The organism is Streptomyces sp. NPDC055239 (genome assembly GCF_053606205.1).
The window spans coordinates 48,392-62,798 of sequence record NZ_JBSGRD010000004.1 but is presented as its reverse complement, the minus strand read 5'-3'; the positions used below and the strand labels follow the sequence as shown (position 1 = coordinate 62,798).

The window sequence follows — 14,407 nt, the reverse complement described above, 5'->3', positions numbered from 1 at the left end:
GCGTCAGGCCGCGGAGCGGTGGTCCTGCTCGGGCACGCGACGGGGGCGCGAGCCCTGGCCGCCGACGTGCGAGAAGGGCTGTGTGCGCCAGTCGAGTCCCTGAGGGAGCGTCAACAGGAGCCCCATCTCCTGCTCCTGAACCTCCATCGTCTCGTCCGCGGGCTCCGCGTCGGCCGCGGCGCGGCCCGTGCCCGCACACACCGTGAGGCCGAACGGGTTCCACCGGGTGACGCACAGCGCGTGCTCGGGCAGGACGTCCTCGTCGGCGAGGAGCGCGATCGGCTGCGCGCAGTCCGGGCACGTCACCCGGTACATCTCGAAGGTGTCGTACGCGTCGAACTCGGATTCACCCGATTCGACGCCCTCCGATACGAGTGCCGACGCGGATTCATCGGAGCGCTGCTGCTTACTGCGGGCAGAGCGACCGGGGCGCTTCAAGTTCTGCATGGGATTCTCCCCCTTGGGTGGGCCGAGAAGGCGCTGCGGCCTCGACCACAGCAAGCACTTCCCGTCCCGTCGTAGAGGTAATCGTGGCATCCCTTTGGACACGGTCACAGGTATGTGGCGTTCGTCACATGCCCGGAGAAGGTGCCGCCGTCGCGCCGACAGGTATCCGGAGGGATCAAGAGCCCTGTAGGTTCAGCGCATGGAGGAGCTGGACCGACAGATCGTGCAGCTGCTCGTCAAGGACGGGCGGATGAGCTACACCGACCTGGGCAAGGCCACGGGCCTGTCCACATCGGCCGTGCACCAGCGTGTGCGCCGCCTGGAGCAGCGCGGTGTCGTGCGCGGCTATGCCGCGGTCGTGGACCCGGAGGCCGTCGGCCTGCCGCTCACGGCGTTCATCTCGGTGAAGCCGTTCGACCCCAGCGCGCCCGACGACATCGCCGAACGCCTCGCGGGCGTCCCGGAGATCGAGGCGTGCCACAGCGTGGCGGGCGAGGAGAACTACATCCTCAAGGTGCGCGTCGCGACCCCGCTCGACCTCGAACACCTGCTGAGCCGCCTGCGCGCACTCGCCGGCGTCTCCACCCGGACGACGGTCGTGCTCTCCACTCCCTACGAGGCCAGGCCCCCGCAGGTCTGAGCCGCCCGTGGGTGACCCCTGCGCGGGGCCTGCACAAGAAGGGGCCAATACTGGTCCCATGAGCCTGAGCACCACCCCCCAGAACGGCCCTGAGGGCCACCGCACCGTGCTGCTGCGCGGCGGAGACGTCCACAGCCCCGCCGATCCGTTCGCCACGGCCATGGTCGTCGAACGCGGGCACGTCGCCTGGGTGGGATCCGAGGGCGCGGCCGACGCGTTCGCCGACGGCGTGGACGAGGTCGTCGACCTCGAAGGAGCACTCGTCACCCCGGCGTTCACCGATGCGCATGTGCACACCACGGGGACCGGACTCGCCCTGACGGGCCTTGACCTGACGGGTGCCCGCTCCCTCGACGACGCACTCGCTCTCGTACGCGTGCACGCCGTCGCCAGGCCGCACGACCGTGTGCTCCTGGGCCACGGCTGGGACGCCGCCCGCTGGACCGGCGGTCGCCCGCCCACGCGCGCGGAGCTGGACGAGGCGACCGGCGGCCGTCCCCTCTACCTCTCCCGCATCGACGTCCACTCGGCCGTCGTCACCACCGCGCTGCTCGACCTCGTCCCCGGCGTCACCGGGCGCACCGGCTTCCACGCGGACGCGCCGCTGACCGCCGACGCCCACCACGCGGTGCGCGCCACCGCCCTCGGCGCCGTCACCCCGCAGCAGCGCGTCGAGGCCCAGCGCGCGGCGCTGAAGCACGCCGCGTCCCTCGGTATCGGCTCCGTGCACGAGTGCGCGGGTCCTGAGATCTCCAGCGAGGACGACCTGACGGGGCTTCTTCGCCTCGCCGCCGAAGAGGCCGGTCCTCGTGTCGTCGGCTACTGGGCGCAGCAGGGTGCGGAAGGCGTCGCCCGTGCAAAGGAACTGGGGGCCGTAGGAGCGGCGGGTGACCTCTTCGTCGACGGCGCCCTCGGCTCGCACACCGCCTGTCTGCACGAGCCGTATGCCGACTCCGGCCACACCGGCACCGCCTACCTGGACGCCGCCGCCGTCACCGCGCACGTCGTCGCCTGCACCGAGGCAGGGGTCCAGGCGGGCTTCCACGCCATCGGCGACGCCGCGGTGACCTCGGTCGTCGAGGGCGTCCGCGCGGCCGCCGAGAAGGTCGGCCTGGCCCGCGTACGGGCCGCAAGGCACCGCGTGGAGCACGCCGAGATGCTCACCCCGGAGACGATCGCCGCCTTCGCCGAACTGGGCCTCACCGCCTCCGTGCAGCCCGCCTTCGACGCCCTGTGGGGCGGCGAGGACGGCATGTACGTCCAGCGCCTCGGCGCCGAGCGGGCCCGCACCCTCAACCCGTACGCGGCCCTCCTGCGCACCGGCGTCCCGCTCGCCTTCGGATCCGACAGCCCGGTCACGCCGCTCGACCCCTGGGGCACCGTGCGCGCCGCCGCGTTCCACCAGACCCTCGAGCACCGTGTGTCGGTGCGGGCCGCGTTCACCGCCCACACCCGGGGCGGCTGGCGGGCCGTCGGGCGGGACGACGCGGGCGTCCTGGTACCGGGGGCTCCCGCCGACTACGCCGTCTGGCGTACCCCGGAACTCGTGGTCCAGGCGCCGGACGACCGTGTCTCGCGCTGGTCGACCGACCCGCGGTCCGGAACCCCCGGTCTGCCCGACCTGACCCCCGGCCTCGAACTCCCCGTCTGTCTGCGCACGGTCGTCTTCGGAAAACCGGTCTTCGTAGGGCCGGAAGAGTGATGTCCCGGCGGTGCGTACCGCCGATCGCGGTCCGTTCTCGCGTCGCACGACCTGGGTATCCTCGGCACTGACCTGGCTGTTTTTGGAATCGCCCCAGGTCAAACGGCTATTGACAGAACGCCGCCGTAGGCCGGTAGGTTCGGCCGGGTCCACCAAAGGACGTCCGACCGGAGAATCTCCACGCAAACGTCGAACGCCGCTGGGCCATGGGTGGTGTGCCGCACCGGCGCACCACCACTGGGAGCCAGGTCCAGCGCCCGCGCCGCGGATGCGAGGGAACGTTCCACCGGGCCGGCAGGTGTGACCCGGGTCGGGCCCGGACGCTCAGTAGACAACGGCTTTCGGTCGACCCGCAGCCAGCGGGCCCCAGGTCGGCCCGAAGGGCGCCGGGCCCCGACCCGTAGTACTCCCCTCAACCGCACGTGCCGTCGTGGCCTCGCGGGACGCGGCCACTATGGTGGTCCTCTGCGTACGAACGAAGGGGCAGTAGTGAACGACGGCGGTGGGGTCTCCGGTACCGGAGATCAGGGGAGGCAGTTCGGCCCGCTCGGCATGGCCTTGGTGATCATTCCGACCTACAACGAGGCGGAGAACATCCAGTCCATCGTCGGCCGCGTCCGGGTCTCCGTGCCCGAGGCGCACATCCTCGTCGCCGACGACAACAGCCCCGACGGCACCGGCAAGATCGCCGATGAGCTCGCGGTCGAGGACGACCACGTCCACGTACTGCACCGCAAGGGCAAGGAAGGCCTCGGCGCGGCCTATCTCGCGGGCTTCCAGTGGGGCCTGGACAACGACTACGGCGTGCTCGTGGAGATGGACGCCGACGGCTCCCACCAGCCCGAGGAGCTGCCCCGGCTGCTCACCGCGCTCAAGGGCGCCGATCTGGTCCTCGGCTCGCGCTGGGTGCCGGGCGGCCGGATCGTGAACTGGCCCAAGTACCGCCAGCTCATCTCGCGCGGCGGCAGTACGTACTCCCGGGTGATGCTCGACGTGCCGATCCGCGACGTCACGGGCGGCTACCGCGCCTTCCGCCGCGAGACCCTCGAAGGCATCGGCCTCAGCGAGGTCGCCTCGCAGGGCTACTGCTTCCAGGTCGACCTGGCCCGCCGGGCGATCAAGTCGGGCTATCACGTCGTCGAGGTGCCGATCACCTTCGTCGAGCGGGAGCTCGGCGACAGCAAGATGAGCCAGGACATCGTCGCCGAGGCGCTGTGGCGCGTCACGGCGTGGGGTGTGGGGGAGCGGGTGGGCCGCGTGGGCCGGGCGCTCGGCCGCAAGGACACCGACACCCTCGGCCGCAAGGACGCCGACGCGCCGGACCGCAAGGACGTCGACGCGCCGGATCGCGAGGACGCCGAACCGCTGGGCCACAAGGATGCCGTGGGGGCGCAGGAACCCCCGGCAGATCCCAAGGCCTCCTGACCGTCGCTCCGGCGGTCGCTCGCGGTCGCTTGTTGATCATTTCCTTACGCCGGTCTGAGCCGGGCCCAGGCACACTGGATCCATGACGACTGGCGCATCGCCCACCAGACCCGCCCGGCCCCGGCGCTCCCGCGTCCTGAGGTTCCTGCCGCTCGGCATCGCCGCCTGGCTGGTCCTTGAGATCTGGCTGCTCACCGTGGTGGCGGGCGCCGCGGGCGGGCTGACGGTCTTCCTGCTGCTCGTGGCCGGTGTCGTGCTCGGCGGCATGGTCATCAAGCGCGCGGGCCGCAGGGCCTTCCGCGAGCTGAGCGAGGCCGTGCAACAGCAGCAGAGCGGCCTGGCGCCGAACTCCTCCGAGCGGGGCGGCGGCAACGCCCTGACGATGCTGGGCGGCCTGCTGATCATCCTGCCGGGGCTGATCTCCGACGCCCTGGGACTGCTCCTGCTCGTCCCTCCCGTCCAGAAGGCCGTCAGTCGTACGGCGGAGAAGACTTTCGAGCGCAAGGTCCGTGAGGCCACACAGGGCGGTCTCGGCGACGCGTTCCAGCAGGCGCGCATGCACCGCCCGGACGGCAAGGTCGTCCAGGGCGAGGTCATCAAGGACGACGAGCGCCAGGACCGCTCCCCGCACCCGGACGACCCGCAGCTCCCGCCGCGCTGAGCGGGCTCTGAGTGGCTCTGAGAGGCCGCCCGCCCGCGCGGGCGGCCCGAGAGCAGCACGAAGGCCGGGGCCACTGCTCAGCAGTGGCCCCGGCCTTCGTGTGCGGTGTTCTTCAGTTCGCCGTCAGGCGGACTTGCGGGAGTCCCGCGGATGCACCGCGATGTTCATGGCTCCTGAACGGAGAACCGCGAGGCGCTCCTCCAGGACCTCCTCGAGTTCCTCTCGAGTACGGCGCTCCATGAGCATGTCCCAGTGCGTACGCGCAGGCTTACCCTTCTTCTCCTCAGGTCCGTCGCCGTCTACAAGGAGTGCCTGAACCCCGCAGACCTTGCACTCCCACTCCGGCGGGATTTCTGCCTCTACCGAGAACGGCATCTCAAATCGATGTCCGTTCTGGCATGCGTACTCCACGGCCTGGCGCGGAGCCAAGTCGATGCCGCGGTCGGTCTCGTAGCTGGTCACCACGAGGCGCGTACCGCGAAGAGCTCGCTCACTCATGAATCGTGCCTCCCGGGCTTGTCGCCCACAGGACAGGTGTCGCTGTCGTCGTCATCCGGTCAACGTCCGGTCGGCGGTAAAGATTCCCGTTAAGGGTCATGCGTCGCCGTCGTATGCCGCCCCTTGTTGTACCCACCAGTGCCCGGTATGTCACATCTGACAGAGGATGTCACCCTGCGTTTCTGAATCTTCAGCGCGCAGTAACGGTCCGCCTGGTAAGCCAAACGCGTACACTACCGCCCTTTGGCTTCAGTTGCTAAATCCTGGCGGGTACGGGATTTCCCGCGTCGCGGATCGCGCGCCGTACGGGTACCCGCGCGAGCAGGACGAAACCGATCACGAAGAAGGCCACGAGCGAGACGATCGCGTCCCGGTAGCTCCCCGTGAGCTGGTAGGTCAGGCCGAAGATCAGCGGCCCGAGCCAGGCCATGCCGCGGTCGCTGATCTCGTACGCGGAGAAGTACTCGGCCTCCTTGCCCGCAGGCACCAGATGGGAGAACAGGGACCGCGAGAGCGCCTGCGAACCCCCGAGCACCAGGCCGATCCCCGCCGCGAGCACGAAGAACCACACCGGCGCGCCCGCGGGCAGGAAGAACCCGGCCCCGATCGTCACCGTCCACGCGACGAGCGAGCCGAGGATGGTGCGCTTGGCTCCGTACGTCCGTGCGAGGCGGCCCATGGCGAGCGCCCCCGCCACCGCGAGCACCTGTACGAGCAGGACCGCCACGATCAGCGTGGACTGGTCGAGGCCGAGCTCTTCGGAGCCGTACACGGACGCCTGGGAGATCACCGTCTGCACGCCGTCGTTGTAGACCAGATAGGCGAGCAGGAACGCCAGGGTGTGCGGATGGCGGCGCATGTCGCGCACGGTCGACGCCAGCTGCCGCCAGCCGCGCGCCGATGCGTGTGAGGACGACTGCGAAGGCGGCGCCTTGCGGTCACGGAGCCGCCGCAGCGGTACGAGCGTGAAGGCGCCCCACCACACACCTGCCGACGCCAGACAGATGCGCACGGCCGTGGACTCCGAGACGCCGAAGGTGTCATGGGCCAGGAACAGGACCAGATTCGCCACCAGGACGAGCGCGCCCGCCGCGTAGCCGAACGCCCATCCGCGCGAGGAGACCGCGTCACGCTCGTGCGGAGGCGCGATCTGCGGCAGATAGGAGTTGTAGACCACCATCGAGACGGCGAGCGAGGCGTTGGAGACGATCAGCAGGAAGCCGCCGAGGAGATAGCGGTCGCCGCCCAGGAAGAACATGCCGGCCGTCGACGCGGCCCCCACGTAGGCGGCCACCGCGAGCAGCGGCTTCTTGCGGCCCGTGCGGTCGGCCGCGGCGCCCGCGAGCGGCATGACGAAGACCGACACGATCACCGACGCCGACACCGCGTACGCGAAGAAGGACCCGGCGCTGACCGGGATGCCCAGCGGGTGGACGTATCCGTCGCCGTCCGCGGCCGACTTGGCGATCTCCGTCAGATACGGGCCGAGGAACACGGTCAGGACGCTGGTCGAGTAGACCGAGCAGGCCCAGTCGTAGAAGTACCAGCCGTGCTGCTCGCGCCGCCGCTGTGCGGAACTCTCGTCGGCCGGTGGTGCCGTACGCACGGTGTCGGTGCCCACCCGTGCCCCCTCGCTGGTCCCCGTGGTCCGCTGCCGCCCTTGAGGCGGTCAGGCCCAGGCTCCCCGGTCCTTCAGCACTTCGCGCAGCGTCTCGATGTGATCAGTGATGATGCCATCCACTCCGAGGTCGAGAAGAGCGGCCATGCGTGCGGCGTCATTGACCGTCCAGACGTGAACCTGCAGCCCGCGCGCGTGGGCGGCGCTCACGAAGCGCCGGTCGACCACCCGGATCCCGGCATGCGTCTCGGGCACCTGCGCGCACACCGCCGAGCGGCGCACGGCTGCGGGGACGCCGTACGAGCGCAGTCGCAGGGCCGCCACTCCCCGCGTACCGAAGGACGTGGCGAGGCGCGGGCCTCCGAGCCGTTGGGCCCGTGCGACGCGGGCCTCGGAGAACGAGCCGACGCACACGCGGTCCCAGGCGTCGGTGCGGCGCAGCAGCTCCAGGAGCGGGAGCAGGGCGGGCTCGGCCTTGACGTCCACGTTCCAGCGGACGTCCGGGAAGGTCTCCAGGAGCTCTTCGAAGAGGGGTACCGGCTCGCTGCCCGCCACGCGCGCGTGGCGCACGTCGTTCCACGGAAGGTCGGCGATCCGCCCGGCCGTGTCCGTCACGCGGTCGAGCGTCGCGTCGTGGAAGGCCACGAGGCGGCCGTCCGACGTGGCGTGCACGTCCGTCTCGACGTAGCGGTACCCCAGGTCGACCGCGCGCCGGAACGCGGCGGCGGTGTTCTCCAGGCCGTCCGCCGCCCCGCCGCGGTGGGCGAAGGGGAGCGGTCCCGGATGGTCGAGGTAGGGGTGGCGTACGCGCGTGGTCACCGCTGCAGTATCGCCTGCTCCGGTTGACCGTCGGCGACCACGGGGTCTCCCTCTGATGGAGCGGGGACGGCGAAGAAGCGCAGGAAGAACTGGGCCAGCGGGCCGATCGCAACGGCGTACAGGACCGTTCCGATGCCCACCGTGCCGCCGAAGACGAAGCCGGTGGCCACCACCGCCACCTCGACGAGCGTCCGCATCAGCCGGATCGAACGCCCGGTGCGCTGGTGCAGGCCCGTCATCAGGCCGTCCCGCGGTCCAGGACCGAACTTCGCCGAGATGTAGAGCCCGGTCGCCACACCGTTCAGGACGATCCCCGCCACGAGGAGCGGTATGCGGGCGCCGAGCGCGTGCGCGTCGGGCATCAGGGCCAGGGTGCCGTCCATCGCCAGGCCGACCACGAAGACGTTGGACACCGTGCCGAGGCCGGGGCGCTGCCGCAGCGGGATCCACAGGAGCAGCACCGCGGCCCCGATGAAGATCGAGACGACGCCGATGGAAAGACCGGTCAGCTCGGCGAGGCCCTGGTGCAGCACGTTCCACGGTTCGAGACCGAGCCCTGACACCACCAGGAGCCCGGAGCTCGCGCCGTACAGCGCCAGACCGACGTACAGCTGGATCAGCCGACGCGTGAGGTGTGGCGGCTTCTTAGGCGGCTTCGGCGTGGACAAGAGATGGCCCCCCTGCTGGTGATAGTGGCCTGACACATGACACTCTGTGGCTCGTAACAGGATGCCAACCATGGCCAATTCCAGGAAGGTGGACTGGGAATCATGGCTCAGTGGACTTCAGCGGTGGGCGCCACGCAGCTCGCCCGGCTGCTCACCTCGCAGCAGACGCGCCCCGCGGGCCCCGGCACGCGCCGCCCGCCCGCCTACCGCGCCCTCGCCGACGGCGTCCGCATGCTCGTCCTCGAAGGCCGCGTCCCGGTCGCCGCGCGCCTGCCCGCCGAGCGCGAGCTCGCCGTCTCCCTCGCCGTCAGCCGGACCACGGTCGCCGCCGCGTACGAGGCGCTGCGCACCGAAGGCTTCCTGGAGTCCCGCAGGGGAGCGGGCAGCTGGACCGCCGTCCCGGCCGGGAACCCCCTGCCCGCGCGCGGGCTCGAACCCCTTCCGCCCGAGGCGCTCGGCTCCATGATCGACCTGGGCTGCGCGGCGCTGCCCGCGCCCGAGCCGTGGCTCACCCGCGCTGTACAGGGCGCCCTGGAGGAACTGCCTCCGTACGCGCACACCCACGGAGACTTCCCGGCCGGTCTGCCCGCGCTGCGCCAGATGCTCGCCGAGCGCTACACCGCGCGCGGCATCCCGACGATGCCCGAACAGATCATGGTCACGACCGGGGCGATGGGCGCCATCGACGCGATCTGCCATCTGTTCGCACCGCGCGGCGAACGCATCGCCGTCGAGTCCCCCTCGTACGCCAACATCCTCCAACTCATGCGCGAGACGGGCGCCCGCCTCGTCCCCGTCGCCATGTCCGAGGGGCTCGAAGGCTGGGACATGGACCGCTGGCGGCAGGTCCTTCGCGATGCCGCCCCGCGCCTCGCGTATGTGGTCGCGGACTTCCACAACCCCACGGGCGCCCTCGCCGACGAGGACCAGCGGCGCAAGCTCGTCGACGCCGCGCGCTCGGCGGGAACGGTCGTCGTCGTGGACGAGACCATGATCGAGCTGGAGCTCGACGACGATCTGACGATGCCTCGCCCCGTCTGCGGCTTCGATCCGGCGGGCTCGACCGTCATCACCGTCGGCTCGGCGAGCAAGGCGTTCTGGGCGGGCATGCGCATCGGCTGGGTGCGGGCCGCTCCCGATGTGATCCGCAGCCTGGTCTCGGCGCGTGCGTACGCCGACATGGGCACCCCCGTCCTGGAACAGCTGGCCGTGAACTGGCTCCTGAGCACCGGCGGCTGGGAGTCGGCCGTGCGGGTGCGCAGGGACCAGGCCCGCGAGAACCGCGACGCCCTGGTCGCCGCCGTACGCCGCGAACTGCCCGACTGGGAGTTCGCGGTACCGGCGGGCGGCCTCACTCTGTGGGCCCGTGCCGGAGGCCTCTCCGGCTCCCGCCTCGCCGAAGTGGGCGAGCGGGTGGGGGTCAGGGTCCCGTCAGGGCCGCGCTTCGGGGTGGACGGGGCCTTCGAGGGGTATGTGCGGCTGCCGTTCACCGTGTCAGGCGCGGTGGCGGACGAGGCGGCGGCGCGCCTCGCGGCGGCCGCGCGCCTGGTGGAGACGGGGGCGGGCTCGGGCGTGGAGGCGTCGCGGGCCTTCGTGGCCTGAGGACCGGCTCCCGGTCAGCTCTCGGCGGGGACGGGCTGCGGCTTCGTGACGGGTTCCGTCGCCGCGGTGTCGGCCTCGGTTGCTTCGACGCCCTCGGCCGTCTCTGTGCCCGTGCCGGTGCCCCCTTCGGCGCCGGCGTCCGCATCGGCCGGGGTGCTCCGTGCGGGCAGCAGCTCCGTCACCGCATGGCGGTGCGACTCGCTCGTCGCGTCGTCGTACGGATCGGGCGTCGCGGGCACCTGGAGCCGGTGCACCTGACCCGTGCCGAGCCGGGCGTAGCCGCGGCCGGGCGGGACGTCGGACGTGGGCGTCGTGCGGGGCGGCACCCCGAGGATGTCCTCGACCTGGTCGAGCGTCGTGGGGCCGAGGACCACGCGCGCGCGTGTGTGCTGGCGCACCGGATCGCTCAGCGCGTCCAGGCTGTCGAACTGGTCGGCCACGACGACCGTGACATTGGCCGCCCTGCCGTGCCGCAGCGGCACCTGGAGCAGCGACTGCGGGTCCTTGCGTCCGTCGGCGGCAGCCAGGTGACCGAGCACGCTGGGGCGGTCCAGGATGATCCACAGGGGCCGCTTGGTGTCGTCGGGGGCGGGGTGGCCCGCCTGCCGTGCGCGGTTGGCGGAGATCAGGCGCCGCTCCGTCTCGTGCGCGGCCCACTCCAGGCTCGCCAGGGCTCCGGCGAGCCCGCACTCGATGGCAAGGACGCCGTCACGGCCGGTCAGACAGGCGTAGTCGCCGATGCCGCTGCCCTCGATGATCAGGATGTCGCCGTGGGTCAGGGCCTGTAGGGCGATGGAGCGCAGCAGGGTCGTGGTGCCGCTGCCGGGTTCGCCGACCACCAGGAGGTGGGGCTCGGTGGAGCGGGGGCCCGTGCGCCAGACGACGGGGGGTACGTCGCGCTGCTCGTCGCCGTCCGTCACGGGCAGGGTGCGCTGGACACCGGTGGGGTCGGTGAAGCCGAGCACGGTCTCGCCGGGGGCCGTGACGAACCGCTGGGCCGCGATGTCGGTGGGCAGCGGGGGCAGCACGTTCACCGTGAGCTGGTTGCCCTCCTCGTCCCACTCGAAGTGGTACTCGCGGCCACGGCCCGCCTTCGCGTGAAGGAGCTGCTCGATCCGCGCGCGTGAATCGGGCTCGCCGTCAGTGAAGTACGCGGGGTAGCGCACCACCAGATGGGAGACACGTCCGTTGTCGTCGAACTCGTACGACGTGAGGGCCCTGTCCCACTCGCCGCCGTGCGCGAAGAGCGGCGCGGGGTCCTCGGGGACGGAGAAGTACGGGACGAGCGCTTCGTAGAGGGACTGCAGCCGCTGGGTCTGCGCCTCGTCGGGGCCGGTGGGCGCCGGCGCCGTGCGTTCCCTGCCGGTCCACGCGGCGGCCGCCATCAGGCAGATGGCGGCGAGCAGCGGACCGTACGGAATGAGGGCCACGACCAGGACGACGGAGGCCACGAGGAACAGCAGCGGTCCGCGCCGGTCCTTGGGGGTGTCGGCCCACTTGCGCCGCCCGGCCGCTGCCAGCCGGCGCAGTCCACGAGTGATCGTGATCAGCGGGTGGAGGACGTCGGTGGCGTTGTCGGCGGCCGACCGTGCGAACTCCCGGCTCCGGGCGATCGAGGCGGTTCCGTTGCTCAGGATGCGGGGGAGGGGGCGCCGGGCCACGTCAGTCTCCAGATGGTGCGAACGAAGTACTACAGGGGGCAGGAGCCGTCAGAACTTGATCCCGCCGAGGAGGCTCGCCAGGCTCGCGCTGCCGGCCTTGATGCTCGGGGCGATGGCGGTGCCCGCCATGAAGAAGCCGAAGAGCGCGCAGACCAGAGCGTGGGACGCCTTGAGGCCGTCCTTGCGGAAGAACAGGAAGACGATGATGCCGAGCAGCACGACGCCCGAGATGGAAAGGATCATGACGGTTCTCCTGGTTGGTGGGGACAGTCACCATGAGTTGTTCCAGGTTCACAGCATGTATCCATACGATAAAAGGTGCAAATGGGGGAATTTTTCCGGAATTCCCTCGAATGGCGGGGGTCTATTGGGCCACGCGGGCGCGGATCCGGAGGGTGTCCGGGTTCCTTGATGATCTTTGCCGTGGGCGTGCCCGGTCATGTGCCCGGACGGGCAGTAGCCTGTCGGTTCACCCGTACGGCTGCACCGGTCGCCGTACGGCCTGAGTCATCCCGAGTCATCCCGCAGTAGAAAGGCGGTCCGGTCCATGAGTGAAGCCCCCGACCCGGAAGTCGTGGAGCTGGCGACCAAGATCTTCGATCTGGCGCGCCAGGGCGACACCGCGACCCTCGCCGCGTACGTGGACGCAGGAGTTCCGGCGAACCTCACGAACGACAGCGGCGACTCCCTCGTGATGCTCGCCGCCTACCACGGCCACGCGGACGCGGTAAGGGCCCTCCTGGAGCGGGGCGGCGAGGCCAACCGTGCCAACGACCGGGGGCAGACCCCGCTCGCCGGTGCCGTCTTCAAGGGCGAGGACGCGGTGATCAGGGCGCTGCTCGACTCGGGCGCCGATCCGGCCGCGGGCACACCGTCGGCGGTGGACACCGCCCGGATGTTTGCCAAGACGGAGCTGCTCGAGCTGTTCGGGGCGGCCTGAACGGGGTAGCTGACCAGCAACAACGGGGGCGCTGGAAATGTGGTCGCGGCGGGCTGAACCGCTGGGTCATCATGACGACGTGATTCACGGACGCGACGGCGGGGCAGGAGATGCCGCACCGCGCGGACCGTGAGCGGCCCGCCCCCGGACCTCCCGTCCGGGATCACTACGGGCCACCGACGAGAGGTAGAGGAAGATGGTCTACACCAAGCAAGAGACGGCGGGCGGCCCGACGTGTTGGCGCACGGCCAGGTAATTCACGATTCCCGGTTGCGTCGACGCTTGATGTGAGGCTGTTTCCCATGTTCGATCCGGTCATAGCGCCCAGCGGTACGCTGCTCGGCCTGCTGCAGAGGGGCCGCGGTGACGGCACCCTGCACGCACTCACCGCACCCCGGTCCGAGGCGCTCGCCGCCCTCGAGACCTGTGTGCTCCACGACCCACGCCACGACTGGCAGGTCGAGAACCGCTCCCTCTACTACGCCAGGCTCTATCTCGATCTCCGTGGCGGGATCGACGAGATCGAGCGGCATCTCTTCGATGCCGAGGACGTCCTGAACACGGACGACTCACGCACCGGCCTCGCACTCGCGGTCCTGGGCCACCTCGCCTCCTACGGCAGGCACGACGCCCTCGAACTGCTGCGCAGGTACGCGTCGTTCGGCACCAATTGGGCCTGGGCCCTCGACGAACTGGCGATGCGGGACGACGACGCGGGCCTGCGCGCCCTCGCCGAGCCCGTGCTCGCCAGATTCCCCTCGGACGCGGAGGGCGAGGCCGAACTCGCCGCCGTCGTGCGCGACGCCTACGAACCCCGGCCCTGGCGGCTGTGGGAGGAGGATCCGCGGCAGGCCGTCGGCGCCCGGGTGCGGGCCGCCCGCGAGCAGGGATCCTTCGACCGCTGGCAACGCCAGATGCGGCCATCGGGGCCACGCCCCGGCTGGAGCGTCCAGGCCGTCTTCGACTGGGCGCAGGAAGGGCTCGAACGCGGCGCCGTCCTGCATGTGCCCGCAGCTCGCTGCCTGAGCGCGGTCGCCGGGCCCGACGACCGCGCCGAGATCCTCGAAGCCGCCCGCAACGGCTCCGACGGGGCGCGCGGAACGGCCCTGCGCTACCTCGCGGACGCCCATGATCCCGACGTGTTCGACCTGATCGAGGACGCCGTCCAGAGCCCGTCACGGGCCGTCGTGGACGCCGCGGCCGAGTCCTTCGAACGGATGCGCAGCGTCGCCGCCGTGCAGCGGGCCCGCCGCTGGGCCCTGCGGCCCGACGCGCTCGGCGCCGCCGCGGGACGGGTGCTCGCCTGCAGGGGCGGCGCCCAGGACAGCAACCTCGTCCTCACCGCCCTCAGGGAAGCCGTACGGGGCGAAGGCCCGGACACGCCGACCCTCTGGACGCTCGTCGACGGCGCGGGACGGCTCGGCATCGGCTGCGCGGCCCCCGTCCTGCGTCACGTCTATCGCGAGACCGCCTCCTCCCACCTGCGCGGACGCGCCGCCCGCGCGCTCGCAGCCACCGACCCCTCCTTCGCCGCGGGATTCGCCGTCGAGTGCCTGTGGGACTGCGAGGAGTCCACCCGCGAGGTCGCCGCACGGCATGCCGAGACCGGCGACGCCCGCGTGGTCACCCAGCTCAGAAGGCTCGCCGCGGACCCCGCCGAGGAGGACGAGGTGCAGACCGCGGTACGGAGCAGAATCGGCCCCGACGCGGCCGAGGTGTAGCCCTC

The 14,407-nt window shown here is 71.2% G+C and carries 14 protein-coding genes; 7 read left to right on the top strand and 7 right to left on the bottom strand.

What is annotated here, in order from left to right:
• Positions 1-3 precede the first annotated feature (3 nt).
• On the bottom strand, positions 4-447 hold the full coding sequence (locus ACWFRJ_RS15655; protein ID WP_453529856.1) for a hypothetical protein: 444 nt from the start codon (positions 445-447) through the stop codon (positions 4-6).
• Between the two features lie 199 nt (positions 448-646).
• Here ACWFRJ_RS15655 and ACWFRJ_RS15650 point away from each other — a divergent pair, with 199 nt between their 5' ends.
• From ACWFRJ_RS15650 to fxsA, 4 genes are all read left to right on the top strand, one after another.
• Positions 647-1,087, top strand: a complete 441-nt coding sequence (locus tag ACWFRJ_RS15650) for an Lrp/AsnC family transcriptional regulator (protein WP_389914637.1) — start codon at positions 647-649, stop codon at positions 1,085-1,087.
• 58 nt (positions 1,088-1,145) lie between these two features.
• Entirely contained in the window at positions 1,146-2,789 is a 1,644-nt protein-coding gene (locus ACWFRJ_RS15645) for an amidohydrolase (RefSeq protein WP_453529851.1), read from the top strand.
• Between the two features lie 489 nt (positions 2,790-3,278).
• Positions 3,279-4,214: a polyprenol monophosphomannose synthase gene (locus ACWFRJ_RS15640; protein ID WP_453529848.1), complete on the top strand. Its 936-nt coding sequence runs from the start codon at positions 3,279-3,281 to the stop codon at positions 4,212-4,214.
• A gap of 82 nt (positions 4,215-4,296) precedes the next feature.
• Positions 4,297-4,875 carry an FxsA family membrane protein gene (fxsA, locus tag ACWFRJ_RS15635; RefSeq protein WP_453529845.1) on the top strand — a complete coding sequence of 193 codons (579 nt, stop codon included), beginning with the start codon at positions 4,297-4,299 and terminating at the stop codon, positions 4,873-4,875.
• Positions 4,876-4,998: 123 nt separating this feature from the next.
• On the opposite strand, the gene ACWFRJ_RS15630 is transcribed toward fxsA, so the two are convergent.
• From ACWFRJ_RS15630 to yczE, 4 genes are all read right to left on the bottom strand, one after another.
• On the bottom strand, positions 4,999-5,373 hold the full coding sequence (locus ACWFRJ_RS15630) for an RNA polymerase-binding protein RbpA (protein WP_249591189.1): 375 nt from the start codon (positions 5,371-5,373) through the stop codon (positions 4,999-5,001).
• A gap of 256 nt (positions 5,374-5,629) precedes the next feature.
• Entirely contained in the window at positions 5,630-6,994 is a 1,365-nt protein-coding gene (locus tag ACWFRJ_RS15625) for an MFS transporter (RefSeq protein WP_453529842.1), read from the bottom strand.
• A gap of 48 nt (positions 6,995-7,042) precedes the next feature.
• Positions 7,043-7,810, bottom strand: coding sequence for a glycerophosphodiester phosphodiesterase (locus ACWFRJ_RS15620; RefSeq protein WP_453529839.1), 768 nt, complete (start codon positions 7,808-7,810; stop codon positions 7,043-7,045).
• Entirely contained in the window at positions 7,807-8,478 is a 672-nt protein-coding gene (gene yczE, locus ACWFRJ_RS15615; RefSeq protein WP_453529836.1) for a membrane protein YczE, read from the bottom strand. The genes ACWFRJ_RS15620 and yczE overlap by 4 nt, the downstream gene beginning before the upstream one ends.
• Positions 8,479-8,580: 102 nt before the next feature.
• On the opposite strand from yczE, the gene ACWFRJ_RS15610 reads away from it, so the two are divergent.
• Complete coding sequence (locus tag ACWFRJ_RS15610; RefSeq protein ID WP_453529833.1) at positions 8,581-10,080, top strand: SCO1417 family MocR-like transcription factor; 1,500 nt, start codon at positions 8,581-8,583, stop codon at positions 10,078-10,080.
• A 14-nt stretch (positions 10,081-10,094) separates the two neighbouring features.
• On the opposite strand, the gene ACWFRJ_RS15605 is transcribed toward ACWFRJ_RS15610, so the two are convergent.
• Both ACWFRJ_RS15605 and ACWFRJ_RS15600 read right to left on the bottom strand, forming a co-directional pair.
• Positions 10,095-11,741: a hypothetical protein gene (locus ACWFRJ_RS15605; protein ID WP_453529830.1), complete on the bottom strand. Its 1,647-nt coding sequence runs from the start codon at positions 11,739-11,741 to the stop codon at positions 10,095-10,097.
• A gap of 48 nt (positions 11,742-11,789) precedes the next feature.
• Positions 11,790-11,984, bottom strand: a complete 195-nt coding sequence (locus ACWFRJ_RS15600; protein ID WP_249591193.1) for a hypothetical protein — start codon at positions 11,982-11,984, stop codon at positions 11,790-11,792.
• A gap of 304 nt (positions 11,985-12,288) precedes the next feature.
• Here ACWFRJ_RS15600 and ACWFRJ_RS15595 point away from each other — a divergent pair, with 304 nt between their 5' ends.
• Both ACWFRJ_RS15595 and ACWFRJ_RS15590 read left to right on the top strand, forming a co-directional pair.
• The gene (locus ACWFRJ_RS15595; protein ID WP_453529827.1) at positions 12,289-12,681 is read left to right on the top strand and encodes an ankyrin repeat domain-containing protein; all 393 of its coding nucleotides are present in this window, start codon (positions 12,289-12,291) and stop codon (positions 12,679-12,681) included.
• A gap of 302 nt (positions 12,682-12,983) precedes the next feature.
• On the top strand, positions 12,984-14,402 hold the full coding sequence (locus ACWFRJ_RS15590; protein WP_453529824.1) for a HEAT repeat domain-containing protein: 1,419 nt from the start codon (positions 12,984-12,986) through the stop codon (positions 14,400-14,402).
• Positions 14,403-14,407: the final 5 nt, after the last annotated feature.

Coding starts and splice junctions, on each gene's coding strand:
- fxsA (WP_453529845.1), top strand. CDS start 4,297: ATGACGACTGGCGCATCGCCCACCAGACCCGCCCGGCCCCGGCGCTCC.
- ACWFRJ_RS15630 (WP_249591189.1), bottom strand. CDS start 5,373: ATGAGTGAGCGAGCTCTTCGCGGTACGCGCCTCGTGGTGACCAGCTAC.
- ACWFRJ_RS15595 (WP_453529827.1), top strand. CDS start 12,289: ATGAGTGAAGCCCCCGACCCGGAAGTCGTGGAGCTGGCGACCAAGATC.
- ACWFRJ_RS15650 (WP_389914637.1), top strand. CDS start 647: ATGGAGGAGCTGGACCGACAGATCGTGCAGCTGCTCGTCAAGGACGGG.
- ACWFRJ_RS15610 (WP_453529833.1), top strand. CDS start 8,581: ATGGCTCAGTGGACTTCAGCGGTGGGCGCCACGCAGCTCGCCCGGCTG.
- ACWFRJ_RS15645 (WP_453529851.1), top strand. CDS start 1,146: ATGAGCCTGAGCACCACCCCCCAGAACGGCCCTGAGGGCCACCGCACC.
- ACWFRJ_RS15600 (WP_249591193.1), bottom strand. CDS start 11,984: ATGATCCTTTCCATCTCGGGCGTCGTGCTGCTCGGCATCATCGTCTTC.
- ACWFRJ_RS15655 (WP_453529856.1), bottom strand. CDS start 447: ATGCAGAACTTGAAGCGCCCCGGTCGCTCTGCCCGCAGTAAGCAGCAG.
- ACWFRJ_RS15590 (WP_453529824.1), top strand. CDS start 12,984: ATGTTCGATCCGGTCATAGCGCCCAGCGGTACGCTGCTCGGCCTGCTG.